14 protein-coding genes are annotated in these 15,294 nt (G+C 38.9%); 9 read left to right on the plus strand and 5 right to left on the minus strand.

All coding sequences use genetic code 11. The annotated features are described in order from the left end of the window. The first annotated feature begins 11 nt into the window (after positions 1-11). Positions 12-1,583, plus strand: coding sequence for a SagB family peptide dehydrogenase (locus NYE23_RS06215; protein ID WP_341076284.1), 1,572 nt, complete (start codon positions 12-14; stop codon positions 1,581-1,583). Positions 1,584-1,891: 308 nt separating this feature from the next. Here the strand turns inward: NYE23_RS06215 and NYE23_RS06220 are convergent, their stop codons facing one another. The 3 genes from NYE23_RS06220 to shc all read right to left on the minus strand — a co-directional run bounded on the left by NYE23_RS06220 (position 1,892) and on the right by shc (position 4,926). Beyond that, positions 1,892-2,461 carry a DUF4240 domain-containing protein gene (locus tag NYE23_RS06220; RefSeq protein WP_341076285.1) on the minus strand — a complete coding sequence of 190 codons (570 nt, stop codon included), beginning with the start codon at positions 2,459-2,461 and terminating at the stop codon, positions 1,892-1,894. Between the two features lie 206 nt (positions 2,462-2,667). Then, on the minus strand, positions 2,668-2,805 hold the full coding sequence (locus tag NYE23_RS06225) for a hypothetical protein (protein ID WP_341076286.1): 138 nt from the start codon (positions 2,803-2,805) through the stop codon (positions 2,668-2,670). 258 nt (positions 2,806-3,063) lie between these two features. After that, positions 3,064-4,926, minus strand: coding sequence for a squalene--hopene cyclase (shc, locus tag NYE23_RS06230; protein ID WP_341076289.1), 1,863 nt, complete (start codon positions 4,924-4,926; stop codon positions 3,064-3,066). Between the two features lie 109 nt (positions 4,927-5,035). Here shc and NYE23_RS06235 point away from each other — a divergent pair, with 109 nt between their 5' ends. After that, positions 5,036-6,124, plus strand: a complete 1,089-nt coding sequence (locus NYE23_RS06235; protein WP_341076291.1) for a DUF2515 family protein — start codon at positions 5,036-5,038, stop codon at positions 6,122-6,124. A gap of 736 nt (positions 6,125-6,860) precedes the next feature. Continuing rightward, positions 6,861-7,304, plus strand: a complete 444-nt coding sequence (locus NYE23_RS06240) for a hypothetical protein (RefSeq protein ID WP_341076292.1) — start codon at positions 6,861-6,863, stop codon at positions 7,302-7,304. Between the two features lie 293 nt (positions 7,305-7,597). On the opposite strand, the gene NYE23_RS06245 is transcribed toward NYE23_RS06240, so the two are convergent. Then, on the minus strand, positions 7,598-8,836 hold the full coding sequence (locus NYE23_RS06245) for an IS110 family transposase (protein ID WP_341076294.1): 1,239 nt from the start codon (positions 8,834-8,836) through the stop codon (positions 7,598-7,600). 822 nt (positions 8,837-9,658) lie between these two features. Continuing rightward, entirely contained in the window at positions 9,659-10,465 is an 807-nt protein-coding gene (locus NYE23_RS06250) for a cupin domain-containing protein (RefSeq protein ID WP_341076295.1), read from the minus strand. Positions 10,466-10,976: 511 nt separating this feature from the next. On the opposite strand from NYE23_RS06250, the gene NYE23_RS06255 reads away from it, so the two are divergent. From NYE23_RS06255 to NYE23_RS06280, 6 genes are all read left to right on the plus strand, one after another. Continuing rightward, on the plus strand, positions 10,977-11,123 hold the full coding sequence (locus NYE23_RS06255) for a hypothetical protein (protein ID WP_341076297.1): 147 nt from the start codon (positions 10,977-10,979) through the stop codon (positions 11,121-11,123). Between the two features lie 212 nt (positions 11,124-11,335). Next, complete coding sequence (locus NYE23_RS06260; RefSeq protein ID WP_341076299.1) at positions 11,336-12,091, plus strand: DUF2087 domain-containing protein; 756 nt, start codon at positions 11,336-11,338, stop codon at positions 12,089-12,091. A gap of 17 nt (positions 12,092-12,108) precedes the next feature. Beyond that, entirely contained in the window at positions 12,109-12,453 is a 345-nt protein-coding gene (locus tag NYE23_RS06265; protein ID WP_341076300.1) for a GIY-YIG nuclease family protein, read from the plus strand. 394 nt (positions 12,454-12,847) lie between these two features. Continuing rightward, positions 12,848-13,768 carry an ABC transporter ATP-binding protein gene (locus tag NYE23_RS06270; RefSeq protein WP_341076302.1) on the plus strand — a complete coding sequence of 307 codons (921 nt, stop codon included), beginning with the start codon at positions 12,848-12,850 and terminating at the stop codon, positions 13,766-13,768. Next, positions 13,761-14,498 carry an ABC transporter permease gene (locus NYE23_RS06275; protein ID WP_341076303.1) on the plus strand — a complete coding sequence of 246 codons (738 nt, stop codon included), beginning with the start codon at positions 13,761-13,763 and terminating at the stop codon, positions 14,496-14,498. Before NYE23_RS06270 ends, NYE23_RS06275 begins: the two co-directional genes overlap by 8 nt. Before the next feature lie 79 nt (positions 14,499-14,577). Further along, positions 14,578-15,177, plus strand: coding sequence for an undecaprenyl-diphosphatase (locus NYE23_RS06280; RefSeq protein WP_341076305.1), 600 nt, complete (start codon positions 14,578-14,580; stop codon positions 15,175-15,177). Positions 15,178-15,294 lie beyond the last annotated feature (117 nt).

Raw genomic sequence — 15,294 nt, forward strand, 5'->3', positions numbered from 1 at the left:
AGGTGAATAAGATGAATCCAGACACATTTCTGCACAATTTGCATTTTGATATTGATAAAATTACCCCGCCGGATTGGGAAGTGGATTGGGAAGATGCGCCGCTGGCTTATAAGCTTTACCGCGGTTTGCCGGCTATTCCACTATCACTGGAGGTTCCCCTTTCTCTTGAAGAATGGGAGGCACCGGCAAAGCCTGATCTTAGAAGAATCGGGGATTTTCTCTGGTACACATTCGGCCTTAATCAATTTTCCGAGTCTGTCTCTCCAATGGGTTCGGATGAGCAAGGGGATTTTATGCAGTCGTTCCGCCGCTCTGTGCCTTCTGGGGGAGCGCTGTATCCTAACGAACTATACATGTTTCTGAAATTGGAAGATTTACCGGAGGGGATCTACCACTATGATGTGCTGCACCACCGTCTTGTGCTGCTGCGCAAGGGGAATTTCGATTCGTATATAGCCCGTGCTCTTGGCGGTAGGTGTGATGTTTCATCCTGTTTTGGGACTGTGTTCGTGACGACAATGTTCTGGAAAAATTACTATAAATACAATTACTTTGCTTATCGTCTGCATGGCTTGGATGCAGGGGGAGTGATTGGACAGTTATTGGAGGTTACAAAGAGGTTTGGTTTTGCAGCGGGAGTTTACTTTCAATTTCTTGATCGTGCCCTAAACCATCTCCTTGGACTGTCCGAAGAGGAAGAGAGCGTTTATGCTGTGATCCCGCTGTCAGTTGAAACGACCAGCTGGGCTGCGAATAGAACCAGCAGGGACGGAATGGCCTCGGCCTCCGAATTGTGCGAGGAAATAACACTGATTCAGACGAATTACTGGGTCAGATCTAACAAAGTAAAAGAATTTCCGATAATAACCAGCGTCAATAAAGCATCCATGCAGGAATCCACCAATTCGTTTCGTCAAATCATTCCTCAAGAGACCCGCTGTGAGAGCCGGCCTGTGACTCTTCCTCATGTAAACAGGATAGCGTATGATTTGGCGTCGGTCTGCAGGGAGCGCTTTTCACCGGACATGGATTTCACTTCAGGAAAAGTCAGCCAAGAGCAGCTTGCTGCCCTTCTTCAGGAGGCGACTGAGTCCTGCCTGTATCGAAACGATTTAGATATGGCACTTGAAAAGAGAGCATCAGGTGTAACTCTATATGTGTGTTTGAATAATGTCGAAGGGATTCCGGATGGTGCCTATTATTACGACAGCGATGCTCATTCACTAAGGGAGATTAATCCCGGAGACCATCGGCTTGCGCTTCAATCCGGAATGCCTGCAGGCAATGTGAATCTGTTTCAAGTCCCGCTCTGCTTTCATGTAGCAGGGGATAAAGATTACCTCAAAACGGAAGTGGGCTATAGAGGCTATCGCATTCAGCAAATGGAAGCAGGAATGCTTATGCAGCGAATACTAATAGCAGCGACAGCGCTTGGAATGGGCGGACATCCGCTGCTCGGGTTTGATGCGAAGATGAGTGATGAAATCTACCAAATCGAATCACAGGGAAAAACCAGCCTCATCCAAATTCCGATTGGCTTCTACCGGGCACGTCCATGGCTGAGGGGGAATTTAATTAGCTAGATTAGAAGATGTATATGTTTGAAGCTAAGGAATGGTTGGGCGAGTAGCGATGAGGATGAGGAGAGGAGAAGTAATAACTTCGGTTGATTAGCTCCCAAAAACAGGACGCAGAGTAAAAAGGCGATAAACTAAAAACAAAAATGGTGAAAATCTAACACCGGCACAAAGACAGGGAATAACCGATAAATACTTGAACTGAAAAAGATAGTATCTATATGCAATAAAAGAGCGGTAAATTGATGATCTACCGCTCTTTTTATTGATTCAAGCCTCTATGAGTTGAATAAGAAAATGTGCAATAGCAAAATTTACTTCCATCCTGCAGCACTAGAGAATGTTTCATAATCACAACCAGTGATGTATTCAAACTCTTTTCCAGTTCTCCTTGTATATGCTTCGGATGCTATAGACAGTAACGGTTCAAAAGAGTTGTCCTTTGGCATATTTTGAGGATTATTGAGACAATCATCAAAATATTCTTTTCCCTCAGCAATCACTGAACACCTAATATATAAGAATAAATCTGCAGAGAAATGCTCTTGTATTATTTCATTATATGAATATTCTCCTGTGTTTTTGGCGTGCTCTTTAGTGTCTAATAAATATAGTTTATAAGACAGTGCTTCTTCAAACTCTTTGATGTCCTTTACTCTCATTTTTTCTAGTGCATTAACTGCAGGTTCTATTATTTTTTCTTCATCATTTTCATGACAATCAAGTAAAAAGATAATTGACCAAAAGGTTTCATCCTTCATCATTTTTTTAGGTTTTTGTGGGTTATTATGAAATTCTTCTTGTATTCTTTTTTCTTCTTCCCGAATTTCATTCTCAAAGTTTTCTCTATCATGTTCCCATCTCCACTCTAAAAAAACTTCCATTCCAACAGAGTCGTCCCATTTCCCGCCGAATGAGTTACAAAATATTTTTCTTTCATTATCGGAAAATGCAATATTCCCGATGTAAATAACCTCTTTAGGTACCTTCCCTTCAACCCAAAGCAAAGCACGGCTATTATCGAAAAAAAAGCGATTTTGAATAAGAATATCACCTAAAAACTCGTTTTCAATAGTTGGGATTTCTGTATCTATATATGGTGTTGTGAAATAAGATAGGATTTATCTATTTGGTCAGCAACTCTTATTGCCCCGTATCGGCCATCTGGCAAACTTACCGCAAAAACATCTCCTATTGATACTTTATTTTTTAATTTTCCCTTAGCCACTTTGACTCATCCTGGAATATATACTACCTTAATAATTATTAATTAATTGTCCTTTATGAACTAAACTCACCGTTAGATGTGTAAGGCTCTTTATTGATTTTACTATATTTTTCTAAGAAAAAACGCTAAAAAGCAGTGCGATTTCCGTTGTGAAATCCACTGCTTTTATACTTGTTTTTATATTTGCTTTTTCCTATGCGGGTACTCCAAAAGAGAACGGCTTATGTTATTAAGCCGGCGGCTTTTTTTGCCTTCTATTCATTCCCCGAACTTCCCATGATAATGAGCCAAAGCTATAAGCGGAAAGATATAACGGTAGCTATGATAATGAATATAATAGCTTCCGGCCAGGGCCTGCCCTTTCGGATAGGCAGTCGTCCAATCCTCTTTATCGAGCGAGTTCAGCAAGTACTGAATTCCTTTTTGGATCTGTTCAGTTGGCTGGTCTACCGCTGCAATTATAGCATCAATCGCCCACGCCGTGTCTGTAAGGGTACTTGCGTTCAAGGGAACATATGAGTTTTGGCTGTCGCTGAGGCAGGATTCTCCCCAGCCTCCATCCTCGTTTTGTATTTTCTTCAGCCAATCACAAGCCTTCCTGACAGAAGGATGGTTGGAATGGCCTGCCGCAGCAAGCCCTGTGACGGATGCCCATGTCCCGTAAATATAGCAAATGCCCCATCTGCCATACCAGGAGCCGTCTTGTTCCTGATTACCGAACAGCCAGTTAACCGCGTTTTTTACCAAAGGGTCAGCAGCCGGGAGATTCGTATAGTTCCCCAAAAACTCCAGCGTTCTCCCGGTCAGGTCTGCTGAGGCTGGGTCTCCAAACATATATTCACCCTTTTCAACCGGAAGGAAGGGGAGCCATGGATTTTCGGTATTTCTTTCAAAGGAAGGCCATCCCCCATCCTCATTCTGCATGGATACCAGCCACTGAATGCCGCGATCCCATGCATCCTGATATTCTGAATTGTCCTCGACACTCCTGGCGATCGCCCTCAATGAAGCTGTGGTGTCATCGACATCCGGGTTGAGGGTGTTGACATGGGAAAATCCCCATCCGCCCGGCTTTGCATGGGGGCTATGGATCGCCCAGTCCCCAAACTTTACATGCTGACGCTTCAGTAAATAGGTGTTTGCTTTCCTTACTGCAGGGTCATTCGAAGAAACACCCGCTAATTGGAGTGCTGTGTTTATGAGAGAAGTATTCCATATACTGGCGTTTGCGTATTGTATATGAGGGAGGCCGTCTATATCTGACCGGAGCGATTTCAGCCCAGCAACCGCATTTTTTATAACGGGCTCATCCTTGGAATAACCAAGGGACAGGAGCGCAAAAACCATTAAAAAGGTTGAGCTGAAATAACTATAAAAGGTCCCATCCGGCTCAATCCGCTCGAGCATATAATTCTTCGCCCGGTCCATTGCCAATGAGTGGAGCTGTTCCGGCAGACCCAAAAGCTCTTCAACGCCTTCTTTTAGGAATGAAAATAAAGAGCGGTATTCGGGCTGAATCTCCCACCGGGCTCTTGTTGTTAGTAAGTCTGAAAGGTCAGGGCTGTTTTTTGTTTGGAGGCTGAATTTTTTCTCGGAAAGAATCAGAATCGGCGCGAGATTCACACGCCCATACACTGAAAACTGATAAAAATTGAAAGGAAAGGACAGGGGCAGAAGCATAATCTCAATGGGAATAGGAAAGGATTCCGGCCATTGGTATTGTCCCGTAGAGGCTAGCATAATTTTGGTAATAACATTTGCGCTCTCTAAACCGCCGTGCTCCCGTATAAATTTTTTCGCAGCTTTCATCCTGGCGTCTTCCTTCTCGATATAACCCGAATAAAGAAGTCCATAATAAGCCTCCAGCGTGGCATTTGCATTTCCATCCGGTTCATCCTCAAAAAGCTTCCAGGCACCATTTTCTTCCTGTTTGCTTAAGATCCTTGCAGCCAGTCCCTGAATTAATTTTTCATCATGCATCTCCAATGTCCTTAATAAAATAATCATATAAGCGTCTGTTGAAATGCCGGTTTCAAAAGGATAATTCCATGAACCATCAGGGGATTGGTCTTTTCTTAAAGCGGCAATGAGACGCTTCATGCCAGCAGCGGTTTTGGTCATGTCATGCACATTCCTCTCCGGTTAAATTGCTCCTATAGATACATATTCATTTCACAGAGAGAGAATTCATGGAGGAGGGATGCTTATCTTTTTTCAAAAGAAGTACCCCATGAACTGGTTAAAAGAAGAATTGAAGAAAGGGGCAGCAGTGCACAAGCCGGTAAATCTTTCAGATGAAGAAAAATGGATTTTGGGTCAGGTAAAAAGGGAGACAAAAGAATGGAACCTAAATAATGTTACCCGGACAAAAGCCTATCTGGATTTCTACCGGCAGCATCCGGAAGTCCATTGGGCGTTTTTGGCCCATATGGTTTCCCGCAATGGCGGCTGGAATATGACTGATTTAAAAGGGGAGATCCTGTCCCGATTATTATCGGATCGAGAAAGACACTCCTTATTTTCTTTTCTGGAAAGAGGGAACTGGCTCATTTTTCAGGATGCCTATCCGCAATTATTAATTTACCGGGAAAGCGTGAAAAGGAACCGGCCATTATTTTCCCTGTTTTCTCATCTTAATATATCCTTCTTCATGGAAACAGTCTGGAGCTGTTTTTGGAAAAGGAAGGATCCTTACATTCTGACAACTGCTTTTATCATAAATGAACAAAGTTATATAGAAAAAAGGGTGCTTCAAAATTCTTTTTATAAACAGGAGGTGTTTCAAAAGCTTGAATTTAAGCTGCAGGAACTTCTGTCCTTGAATCACATCCTTTTCCCCTTTGAAAAGAATGGAGCTACACATTTGAAGGGCCAGACTGTGAACCAGTTTGAATCACTGAACGAGCGGATTACATTAGGGAAAAGGCTGTACGATGTTCTTTTTAAGGACAAAGAGGTGCATGCCCTTACGGAACAATGGGCGTATGCACATCCTCATACCGGATCAAGAAAAGATTATTGGCCGCATATCTTTAATGATGTCCATGAAGGTCTTCCTGGAGAGCAATATCAATTTCAATTAAAGTCGTGCCAGATTCGGCCGGGCGGACGGCGTATTTATAGCCCTACCCTTGAAAGCGCCTGGAAAAATGTGAACCAGCCTGAAGCAGAACCAGGGGATTGGTTTGAAAATGATCACGTTTTGGAGTGTTTTCTGAAGCTGGACGATAAGGTTCATGGGGAAATCCGGCAAACATACTGTCAAACACTTGAAAGGCTGGAGCTTGCTGCTCTTGCGAAAAAAGCTGTTTGGAATTAAAGCCTATATGCCTGCCATGCTGCTGGCATATAGGTTAGGCATATATTTAGATATGTATTTTACCGGGAAGGGGATGTACGCTTTTCCAATGCGGCATTCCCAGAAATCTTTACAATTTATTCACCCTTGCCGTCCTTTAATGAAAATAATGGAAAGCTTAAACTATAGGGAGCATGACTTTAAGAACTAGCTGCCATCTCAGGCAGGTTTGTTTAATAAGAGACAAAGCTGATGTACTTATGAGACATATTAAGCAAACAGAAAATGCTAGGAATTTAATCCCTAGCGCTTAGAAAACTGATTAACTTTTCTGTTAGTCTTAATAGTTAAACTAATAAGAAATGCACTAAAGATACTTGAGAGAAGAGCTGAGCCAACACCCATCCACATAATTGCTTGAAGTTTTCCTTTATAATTTGGGAACATAACATTCTCCTTTCTTATGGGTAACATTATGTTTTACATAAAGGCAATAAATATGTGGTATATTCGCTATTCGAACAAATTATGAACTAACAAAAAAATTTATGTTTAATCTCAGTTTCTAAATCAGGTAGTTTATTCTTATTATGCTATAGGGACAGTTTAGTTTAATAAGTTGGGAAGTTAAGCTTAACTACTTGATAAAGCATGAGCTATGAAATACCAAAAAAATAACTGTACCACAAATAGTGCTATAATTGGGCTTAGAAACAAGTCAGAAAATTAGAATTTATGTAATTGGAGGAGTGGAGATATGTCAGCAATCAGCAGTGATGATGTTAAGGAATATTTAGCGGCAGGTGGAAATTTTGTTGCAGGTTTAGCTTTAAAGGTATACGGAGATAGTATAAATCAAGCAGGAGAGGCAGCCTTTTCAAATGCAATTGAAATAGGAATCACAAACACTATCGCAGCACTGTATGATGCAGATGTTGGTGATGAGGAAATTATTCGTGTTTTAAATAAGTATTGGGGTATCAATCATGATGAGACTGAAAAACGGCTTGTATTTGAAAAAGGTCAAGCTGCAATCAGAGAGTTAGAGCGGTATTTGAAGATGCAGGGCTTTTCTGCCATAAAAATTAACCAATTTATGAAATCAAATAACGCAACAATAAAGATAAGACACAGTAATGAGCTGTGGAAACTAAGACGTAAACCTGAAAAATTGATGAAAGAAGTTCAAGATTCTAAATAAACATCATTCTCCAAGGTCTTCGGAGGAGTGCGAAGCCACGACTGCATGAACACCCCTGGCATATCTATCCTGGGCGCAAATTAATCTATAATTTTACTTCCTGAAAGAAAAGTGATTAACACCAATGTGTTAGATTGTAAGAAGTTATACTTAAAGTAAACCAGCTAATAGTTTGTCAACATTTTTCAATAAAATGATTAATAACGTCATGATATACTAAAAATGTTCATGCCAAATAACCTTCCTCTATGTCTTATTTGGAAGGTTTTGTTGTATTTAGTTAGATATAGTTTTTAATCTGTATCTTGGAAAATAGTTCTGCTTTTTAGTAAGGCAAAAATCCAATGTAAGAGCTTATTAACACATGCAATAACTGCTACTCTAAAGGGTTTTCCTTCTTCCCGTTTCTTATCGTAAAACTCCCTTAATTTTTTATTGCGTGCGATGATTTCATCAGTTGTTTTCTTTTTACGAGCATCACGAATACCACTTTGAACAGCCATATACAAGGCATGACGAAGCCTGCTAGAACCTCGTTTGGTAATTCGATTTACTGATGCGGTAAACTTACCAGAAGAGAAAACACTAGGATCCACTCCAGCGAATGCAACGAGCTTTTTGGCATCATTGAACCGATCTATCTCACCAATTTCGGAAATAATCGTGGCGGCGATTTTCTCTCCAATTCCAGGGATAGACTGAAGTATATGATATTCTTCAATTTCTTTAGCGAGGGCATCTATTTCAACTGCAATTTTAGATAGATGCTCTTGGTATTGAAGAACGATCTTGACTAATAACTCTAGATTAAAAATATTACTCTGGTAGAGGTTGTTTTGAAACGGATTACGAAGGGCTGCTTCCCTTAATTTTTTAGCCTTTTCGTTTGCCCATGCATCTGAACGACTCATACATAGCGAAGCTATTTTCTCTGTTATTTCTCTTTCACTCACACTTAACACTACTTCTGAAGTAGGAAATGCTAATAATGTAAGCAATGAGACTTTGGAATATAAACTTCCAAAAACTCCTCTATATTCAGGAAATACCTGATCCAAAAGGGTATGCAGCTGTATTTTCGTCTGTGCTGATACTTCGGCAATACTTTCTTGTTGTCTTGTTAGATTACGAAGATTTAAAAGTTGAATTCCTCTTTTTTTATAAGGCTCTAACTCTTCTTTATAAAACAGCTCGCAAAGGTGGTAAGCATCAATTGCATCTGTTTTTACCTTCCGCAAACTCGAACTTTTGGCTCGATGGGAGATAAGAGGATTGACAACAATATAAACAAAACTTTGCTCCTCAAGAAATTGAATTACAGGAAAATGGTAATGTCCTGTTGATTCTAAAACCACCGTTGGCTGATGACTACCAGCTGAACTTTCTACTTCATGAAGGAACTCTAATAAACTACCTAAACCATCGGTATTGTGCTTGATACTAAAGCTCTTCCGATACGGTTTGCCTTTGTCTAAAAATGCTTGAACCTGACTCTCTCCTTTTGATACATCCAGGCCAATGACTGGATTCATGCTTTTCTCCTCCTAAAACTCAATTTGTCGGTATCCCCTAAGGCTTCTTGTAATGTCATAGGTTCGCTTGTTAAACGGGATCTTTGTCCCAACCAGCCTGAAACATGTTTATACAAGTAGGGGGTGAACAGTTTAGTTGACGGGATTTAACCCACGGGTGCGACGTTCTACCCCGACTACCGTTATATAATAAGACCCAAAATTAAAAGGTCAACCAGAAATATCTGGCTAACCTTATATTACGAACGGGTGCAATAGTGTAAAAGGCAGCGGGAAAATCCGTTGCCTTTTCACTCTATTGCCACTGAGTAGCAAAAATAGCTGGGTCTATATCCTGGCGAAGGGCTAAATATCGTTTGAGCCAAACTTCACACCGTATTTTAAAATAAACTTTTCTTTCCTTATCCCCCTTTCCAAGGGCTATGGCAGATCGATTTGACCATTAATACACTTCTTTTCCAGAGAAACAATTTCGCCTATTCTACAGCCGTTCTGATTCATAAAGTTCCCAGGCTTTTGATAATAACAAATTAATTTCCTCCTTTCAGTTAAATAAGAGAGAGTTATTGCCTTGATTATTGGAATTGAAACTTTAGATATTGAACTATCGGAGCAGATTAGCTGAACAATGAAAAGTGGGGTATTTGTCATAAAGGGTTCTATTTGAGCTGCATGTATAATTTAAAAAGCTAAATTGACAAGCGAATGAACAATTAAAATATCTTAAAATAACACAAAAAAACTCGTCACGTCATGACCGGCGAGTTTTAAATGCAAGTGGAAATAATATTATTTTTTAACAAAACCATCTGATACGGTGCTCTACATATTTTTGCTTTCCTGAAGAAGTTTGGATTTTCCTGTGCGTTCCCATTCTTCTACTGTTTCATATGCTTTTTCAGGGGAATACCCCTTCCCTACAAGAACTCCCATTAGAATAAACTCTTGAAGAATGTGTGTCATATTAATTCCTCTTTTAACGTCCTCCAAGCCTTCTTTTACCAAAAACTCCGTATGTCTTACCCATTCATCTGGTGTCTTTCCGAAAGTTGCTGTTTTCCCATTTCCATTAGCGGGACCTTCTTCCATAGCCATTGCATCTGCCTTCGTTTTATGAACGGTACCAAATGGATGGTTTGGCGGGGCATAGATGGAGTATAGTTTCAACGGAACATTTCCTGTGTTTGTGAAATTGTGCCACATTCCAGCAGGTATCATAATAGCAGAGTCATCGAAGACTCTCCATTGGAAACTTAAATTATCTTTACTTTTGCCCATTTGAACAATTCCCTGACCTTGTTCAATACGTAAGAATTGATCCACATCAGGGTGAATTTCCAATCCGATATCTTCACCAGCATTAAGACTCATTAGTGTAACCTGCAAATGATTTCCTGTCCAAAGAGCAGTACGATACGTGTTGTTCTGTTTGGCGGCCTCATTGATATTTATAACAAATGGGTTAGAACCATAATCTTTTAATACTTCTCTGCTATCACCATAAAATGAACGATAAGAACTGAATGCCAAATCATTGGGATAAGCCCAATAACCAGCAGCATTTCCGTAAGTATGCGCTGGTACATTTGCATAATAAGGATTTTGATGAGTATAGGGCGTATAATACATTTTCCTCAATCCCTTCATATTCTTTATTATCAATAAATTATCTTATGTACGTAGAAGAGGAAGGTACTTATTAATTTTAAATGGACATTTCGCTGTTGGGAAATTCATTTCCTATTTTGCATTTATAAAACAAAAATGTCCTTTGTTAAAGAAAGCTAACACTCTATTTACAATTCGGCAAAGCTCCAATTGTTCGACATTTTTTTAAGCATCACTTGATATAATGACATTATTTTAAGAGGAAGGGAGATGAATACTGTTCAAATCCTAAGCAGCGAGAATAACCCATCTAAAATAAAGATTCAGTATTGGGGGAGGAACCATGACGGAGATTTTGCTTTATGTCGGTACATATATTTCTCTTACTTTTGCTCTCGGCTGGCTGATTACGGTTACTTTTAATTTGTTCTTAAAATAAAGGATATTAAAGTCCTGTTCTGCTGCAGGCATTAACGTCGCCCCGGATCGTGCATATTCTTCAGGAATCCTTTTATCTAGGGAGGAATTCGATATGTGGATTTTAACGCTTTTTTTACAGGACGGGATTCAAATGTTTGAGTATGACACCAAGGAAGAAGCAAAAACAGAGTTTAAGAATGCCAATGGATGCAAAATTCTATCTGAGATCATTCATTATAGAGACTTTGAAAATAGATAATATACTAATTTACGAAAAGGCCTTCTTCCGTTGAAGGTCTTTATTTATTTTTGCTGTCAGATAAACGGCTTCCTATTTTGTTTGTAAATAATAAAACAAAAATAAATTTTGTTTATGAAATGTTTGACTGAAATCAAACATTACTTTAATATGTTTAATATAACTCAAACATATTACAATTTTGTTTAAAAAAATAGGATGTGTTTTAACGAATGGAATTATCAAATCAATTCTGGAACTCTTCTTTGGAGGAGATTAAGCAGGGTTACATTGAAGAAAAAGAAGTATACACTTGCTTGTTATGCGGGGAAAAGACGGAAAAAGGGATTGTCTACCCATATAAAGATCGATTTTACGATGCGGAACGGTATATGCGCATTCATATTGAAACAGAGCATATTTCGATTTTTGACTATCTGCTTTCAATGGATAAGAAGCTTACAGGGCTCACAGATCATCAGAAAAGTCTTGTGCAGCTTTTTTATCAGGGGAAAAGCGATAAGGACATTCAGAAGGAACTGGACATGGGCAGCACTTCAACCATACGCCATCACCGCTTTGCCTTAAAAGAAAAGGAACGTCAGGCGAAGACCTTCCTCGCGATCATGGAATTGCTGAAGGAAAAGGATGAGCACGCACCAGCGTTCGTGCCGGTCCATAAAACAGCCACGATGGTAGATGACCGCTACAACATTACAGGGGAGGAACAGGAGAAAATCCTAAAGAAATACTTCCCTGAGGGCGACGGTATGCCCCTCGCAAAGTTTCCGCCAAGAGAGAAGCAAAGGCTGATTGTGCTGCGGGAAATTGCCAGCCGGCTGAAGCCTGAACACTCATATGGAGAGAAAGAGTTAAAACATGCACTAAAGGCCATTTATGAGGACTATGCTTTGATCAGAAGGTATTTGATCGATTATGGGTTTTTAGACCGAAAGCCCGATGGCAGCGAGTATTGGATTAAAAAATAGAAAAACGGGGGATTAACATGGAACGCAAACGAGAATTAAAGCAGCAGTTTAAAGAAACGACCATTGAAGCAGGGGTTTATCAAATAAAGAATACAGTGAACAATAAAATCTTCATTAAAAGTACGAATAACTTAAAAAGCTTGAATGGGGTCAGATTCTCACTTGAAACAAACGGCTATATGCCTAATCGGGAGCTGCAGGAAGAATGGAATCAGTTTGGGAAAGAGGCTTTTGAAATCAGCGTTCTGGAGAAGCTGAAGAAGAAGGATGTTCCCTATTTTAACGAGAAGGAAGCTCTGGAGAAGCTGGAGGAAAAGTGGCTGGAGGAACTGCAGCCATTTGGTGATAAAGGTTATAATTAGACATAAATGAAGGGTGGTCACTTTAACGTATTTTAAGATATTTATGATGAGAATTTTGAAGAATGAAAAGAAACGTACCCCATTTACGGATAAAAAAAAAGCGCTAATGCGGTTAAGAAATGATCCCGGTATTGTACTGGGGTCATTTTATTTAATCCCCATTGATAACGGTGTGATGATTGTACTCTTCAATACTCGTTCTACTTCCTTCGGTACACGCTTCAAATTAGCAAGTGTTATACTCTGCCGGATCTTAATAATGACCAAAAACGCTATAAGTGAATGTCTGCCCTATTTATATTAATTAAGAGATAGTTAAGAAATAGTTAATCCTCAGTTAAAAATACATTCCTATAATGAGTACATAAGCAAAAAGAAAGTAGGTCTTAAATAAATGCAAGAGATCATTAAAACGACGAATTTAACAAAAATATATGGAAAACAAAAGTCGGTTGATAATCTTAATATATCGGTGAAACAAGGGGATATATACGGATTCCTGGGAAGAAATGGTGCTGGTAAAACAACGACTATACGAATGTTATTGGGCTTAATAAAGCCTACACATGGGAAGATAGAGATATTTGGCGAAGATTTATCCAGAAATAAAAAAAGTATTTTAAAAAGGATTGGCTCAATTGTTGAAGTACCTGGTTTCTATGGAAACCTTACAGCCAGAGAAAATCTTAAAATAAACGCAAAAATTATCGGAGTATACAAAAAAAATGCAATTGAAGAAGCATTAGAGATTGTAGGATTAGAAAAAGAAACCCAAAAGCTTGTGGGCAAATATTCTTTAGGTATGAAACAAAGACTTGGCATCGCCAGATCTCTTTTACATTACCCAGAGCTCTTAATATTAGATGAACCAACGAACGGCTTGGACCCAATAGGTATTAAAGAAATGAGACGACTAATTAAAAACTTGGCTGAAGAAAGAAAGATTACACTTCTAATATCAAGCCACATATTATCTGAAATTGAACAATTAGTGGACCATTTGGGAATTATCCATGAGGGCAAGTTATTAGAGGAAACAGAATTTGATAAGCTCCGAAAGAAGAACCGAAAATTCCTTGAATTTCAAGTATCTAATGATAACAAAGCTACAATGCTTCTGGAAAGTCATTTCCGGATTTTTGATTATGAAGTACACGATGAGGGAAACATTCGAATTTTTTCACATATTGGAGAGCAGGGGGCTATCAATAAATTATTTGTTCAGAACGATATAGAAGTAAATAAAATTATGCTCAGTGAAGACAGGTTAGAAGATTATTTCACAAAATTGGTGGGAGGTGGGAACATTGGTTAATCTCTTATATACAGAGTTTTTAAAACTTAAAAGGTCTAAGATGCAACTAATAAGTACAGTTGGAGCTTCAGTAGTACCTCTTATGGTAGTCATCGCATCCTATATACAGATGAAAACAGAGAAGCCTTCTCCTATTATAGAATTTCACGAACTTTTCAGCAATGCAAACTTATACACAATCCTAGTAGTTGGAGTTCCGCTGTATGGAGTGGTTGCTGCTTATATTTTTAACCGGGAATATATGGATGACACTTTAAAAAACCTTTTAACAATACCCGTTTCACGAGTGAATCTCATTCTCAGTAAACTCCTGCTGCTTTTTATGTGGATACTCTTTTTAACTCTAGTTTCGTGGGGGCTAACTTTAATACTAGGTGTGCTGCTGCAATTCCAAGGTCTCAGTAAATCGCTAATCTCAGAATCATTTCTGCAATTTCTTTTAGGTGGCATTTTGTTATTTGCTTTATCAACGCCTATTGTTTTAATTACCGTAGTTTTAAAGAATTACGTGCCAACAATAATCTTTACCATATTGGTCACTCTGATAAATATCATGACTGCTAATTCAGAACATAGAGGGTTGTTTCCTTGGGCAGCAGCAGGAGACATATCCATGAACACGCTTCTTCCTACTTATCCTCCAGAGTACTCCTATATGGGAATTGCTTTGTTTTCGATCTTTGGATTTGTTTCATTACTCATCTATTTTAACAAAATAGATATACATTAAATATTTTAATACTTTAGCTGGGATTTTAAAATTTAGTTCCTCAGTGTGTAAATGTACTTATTATAGGAGGTTTACAAAAATGTCTTTTTGGGAGATAAACATTTCCGCTTTTCGTATGGTAAATGATTTAGGTAAGGAATATCAATTTCTTGATTCAACTGTGATCCTGATTGCTGAATATACAGTTTTCGTTTTAGCCCTAGTGATGCTGGGATACTGGTTTACCCGCACACATAAAAATAGGATGATGGTCATTCAAGCTATGATTGCTTTCATTGCAGCTGAAATTATTGGGAAGGCTGCTGGCCTATTTTATGGCAATAATCAGCCTTTTGCTGTTCTGCCAAACGTTAACAAACTTGTAGATCATGCAGTAGATAATTCTTTTCCCAGCGACCATACTATTTTATTTTTTTCAATTGCTTTCTCATTTTGGCTTGTTCACAAAAAAACAGGATGGATCTGGATATTACTTGCGTTTATTGTAGGAATCTCACGTATATGGGCAGGCCTGCATTACCCTTTTGATATAGCTGCAGGAGCTATTATAGCCATTATTTCAGCTTTTTTATCCAAGTGGCTTGTACCGAAGCTGGGATTTATTAAAAACATCCTTGCTATATATGAAAAAGGTGAAGGGTACATTCTTCCTCGTAAAGAGAAGACTAAAAATTTTTAAGCCAGTCAAAACATCTGATAAAGTCAGGTGTTTTTGTGCGATTAATAATACTGAATTTTTAGGTAATTTAGCCCAGTATGGTTACATAGGAAAATAAGACATATTCATCAATTGACG

This window comes from Cytobacillus sp. FSL H8-0458 (assembly GCF_038002165.1).
Taxonomy (GTDB): domain Bacteria; phylum Bacillota; class Bacilli; order Bacillales; family Cytobacillaceae; genus Cytobacillus.

Coding starts and splice junctions, on each gene's coding strand:
- NYE23_RS06215 (WP_341076284.1), top strand. CDS start 12: ATGAATCCAGACACATTTCTGCACAATTTGCATTTTGATATTGATAAA.
- NYE23_RS06220 (WP_341076285.1), bottom strand. CDS start 2,461: ATGGAAGTTTTTTTAGAGTGGAGATGGGAACATGATAGAGAAAACTTT.
- shc (WP_341076289.1), bottom strand. CDS start 4,926: ATGACCAAAACCGCTGCTGGCATGAAGCGTCTCATTGCCGCTTTAAGA.
- NYE23_RS06235 (WP_341076291.1), top strand. CDS start 5,036: ATGAACTGGTTAAAAGAAGAATTGAAGAAAGGGGCAGCAGTGCACAAG.
- NYE23_RS06240 (WP_341076292.1), top strand. CDS start 6,861: ATGTCAGCAATCAGCAGTGATGATGTTAAGGAATATTTAGCGGCAGGT.
- NYE23_RS06245 (WP_341076294.1), bottom strand. CDS start 8,836: ATGAATCCAGTCATTGGCCTGGATGTATCAAAAGGAGAGAGTCAGGTT.
- NYE23_RS06250 (WP_341076295.1), bottom strand. CDS start 10,465: ATGTATTATACGCCCTATACTCATCAAAATCCTTATTATGCAAATGTA.
- NYE23_RS06255 (WP_341076297.1), top strand. CDS start 10,977: ATGTGGATTTTAACGCTTTTTTTACAGGACGGGATTCAAATGTTTGAG.
- NYE23_RS06260 (WP_341076299.1), top strand. CDS start 11,336: ATGGAATTATCAAATCAATTCTGGAACTCTTCTTTGGAGGAGATTAAG.
- NYE23_RS06265 (WP_341076300.1), top strand. CDS start 12,109: ATGGAACGCAAACGAGAATTAAAGCAGCAGTTTAAAGAAACGACCATT.
- NYE23_RS06270 (WP_341076302.1), top strand. CDS start 12,848: ATGCAAGAGATCATTAAAACGACGAATTTAACAAAAATATATGGAAAA.
- NYE23_RS06280 (WP_341076305.1), top strand. CDS start 14,578: ATGTCTTTTTGGGAGATAAACATTTCCGCTTTTCGTATGGTAAATGAT.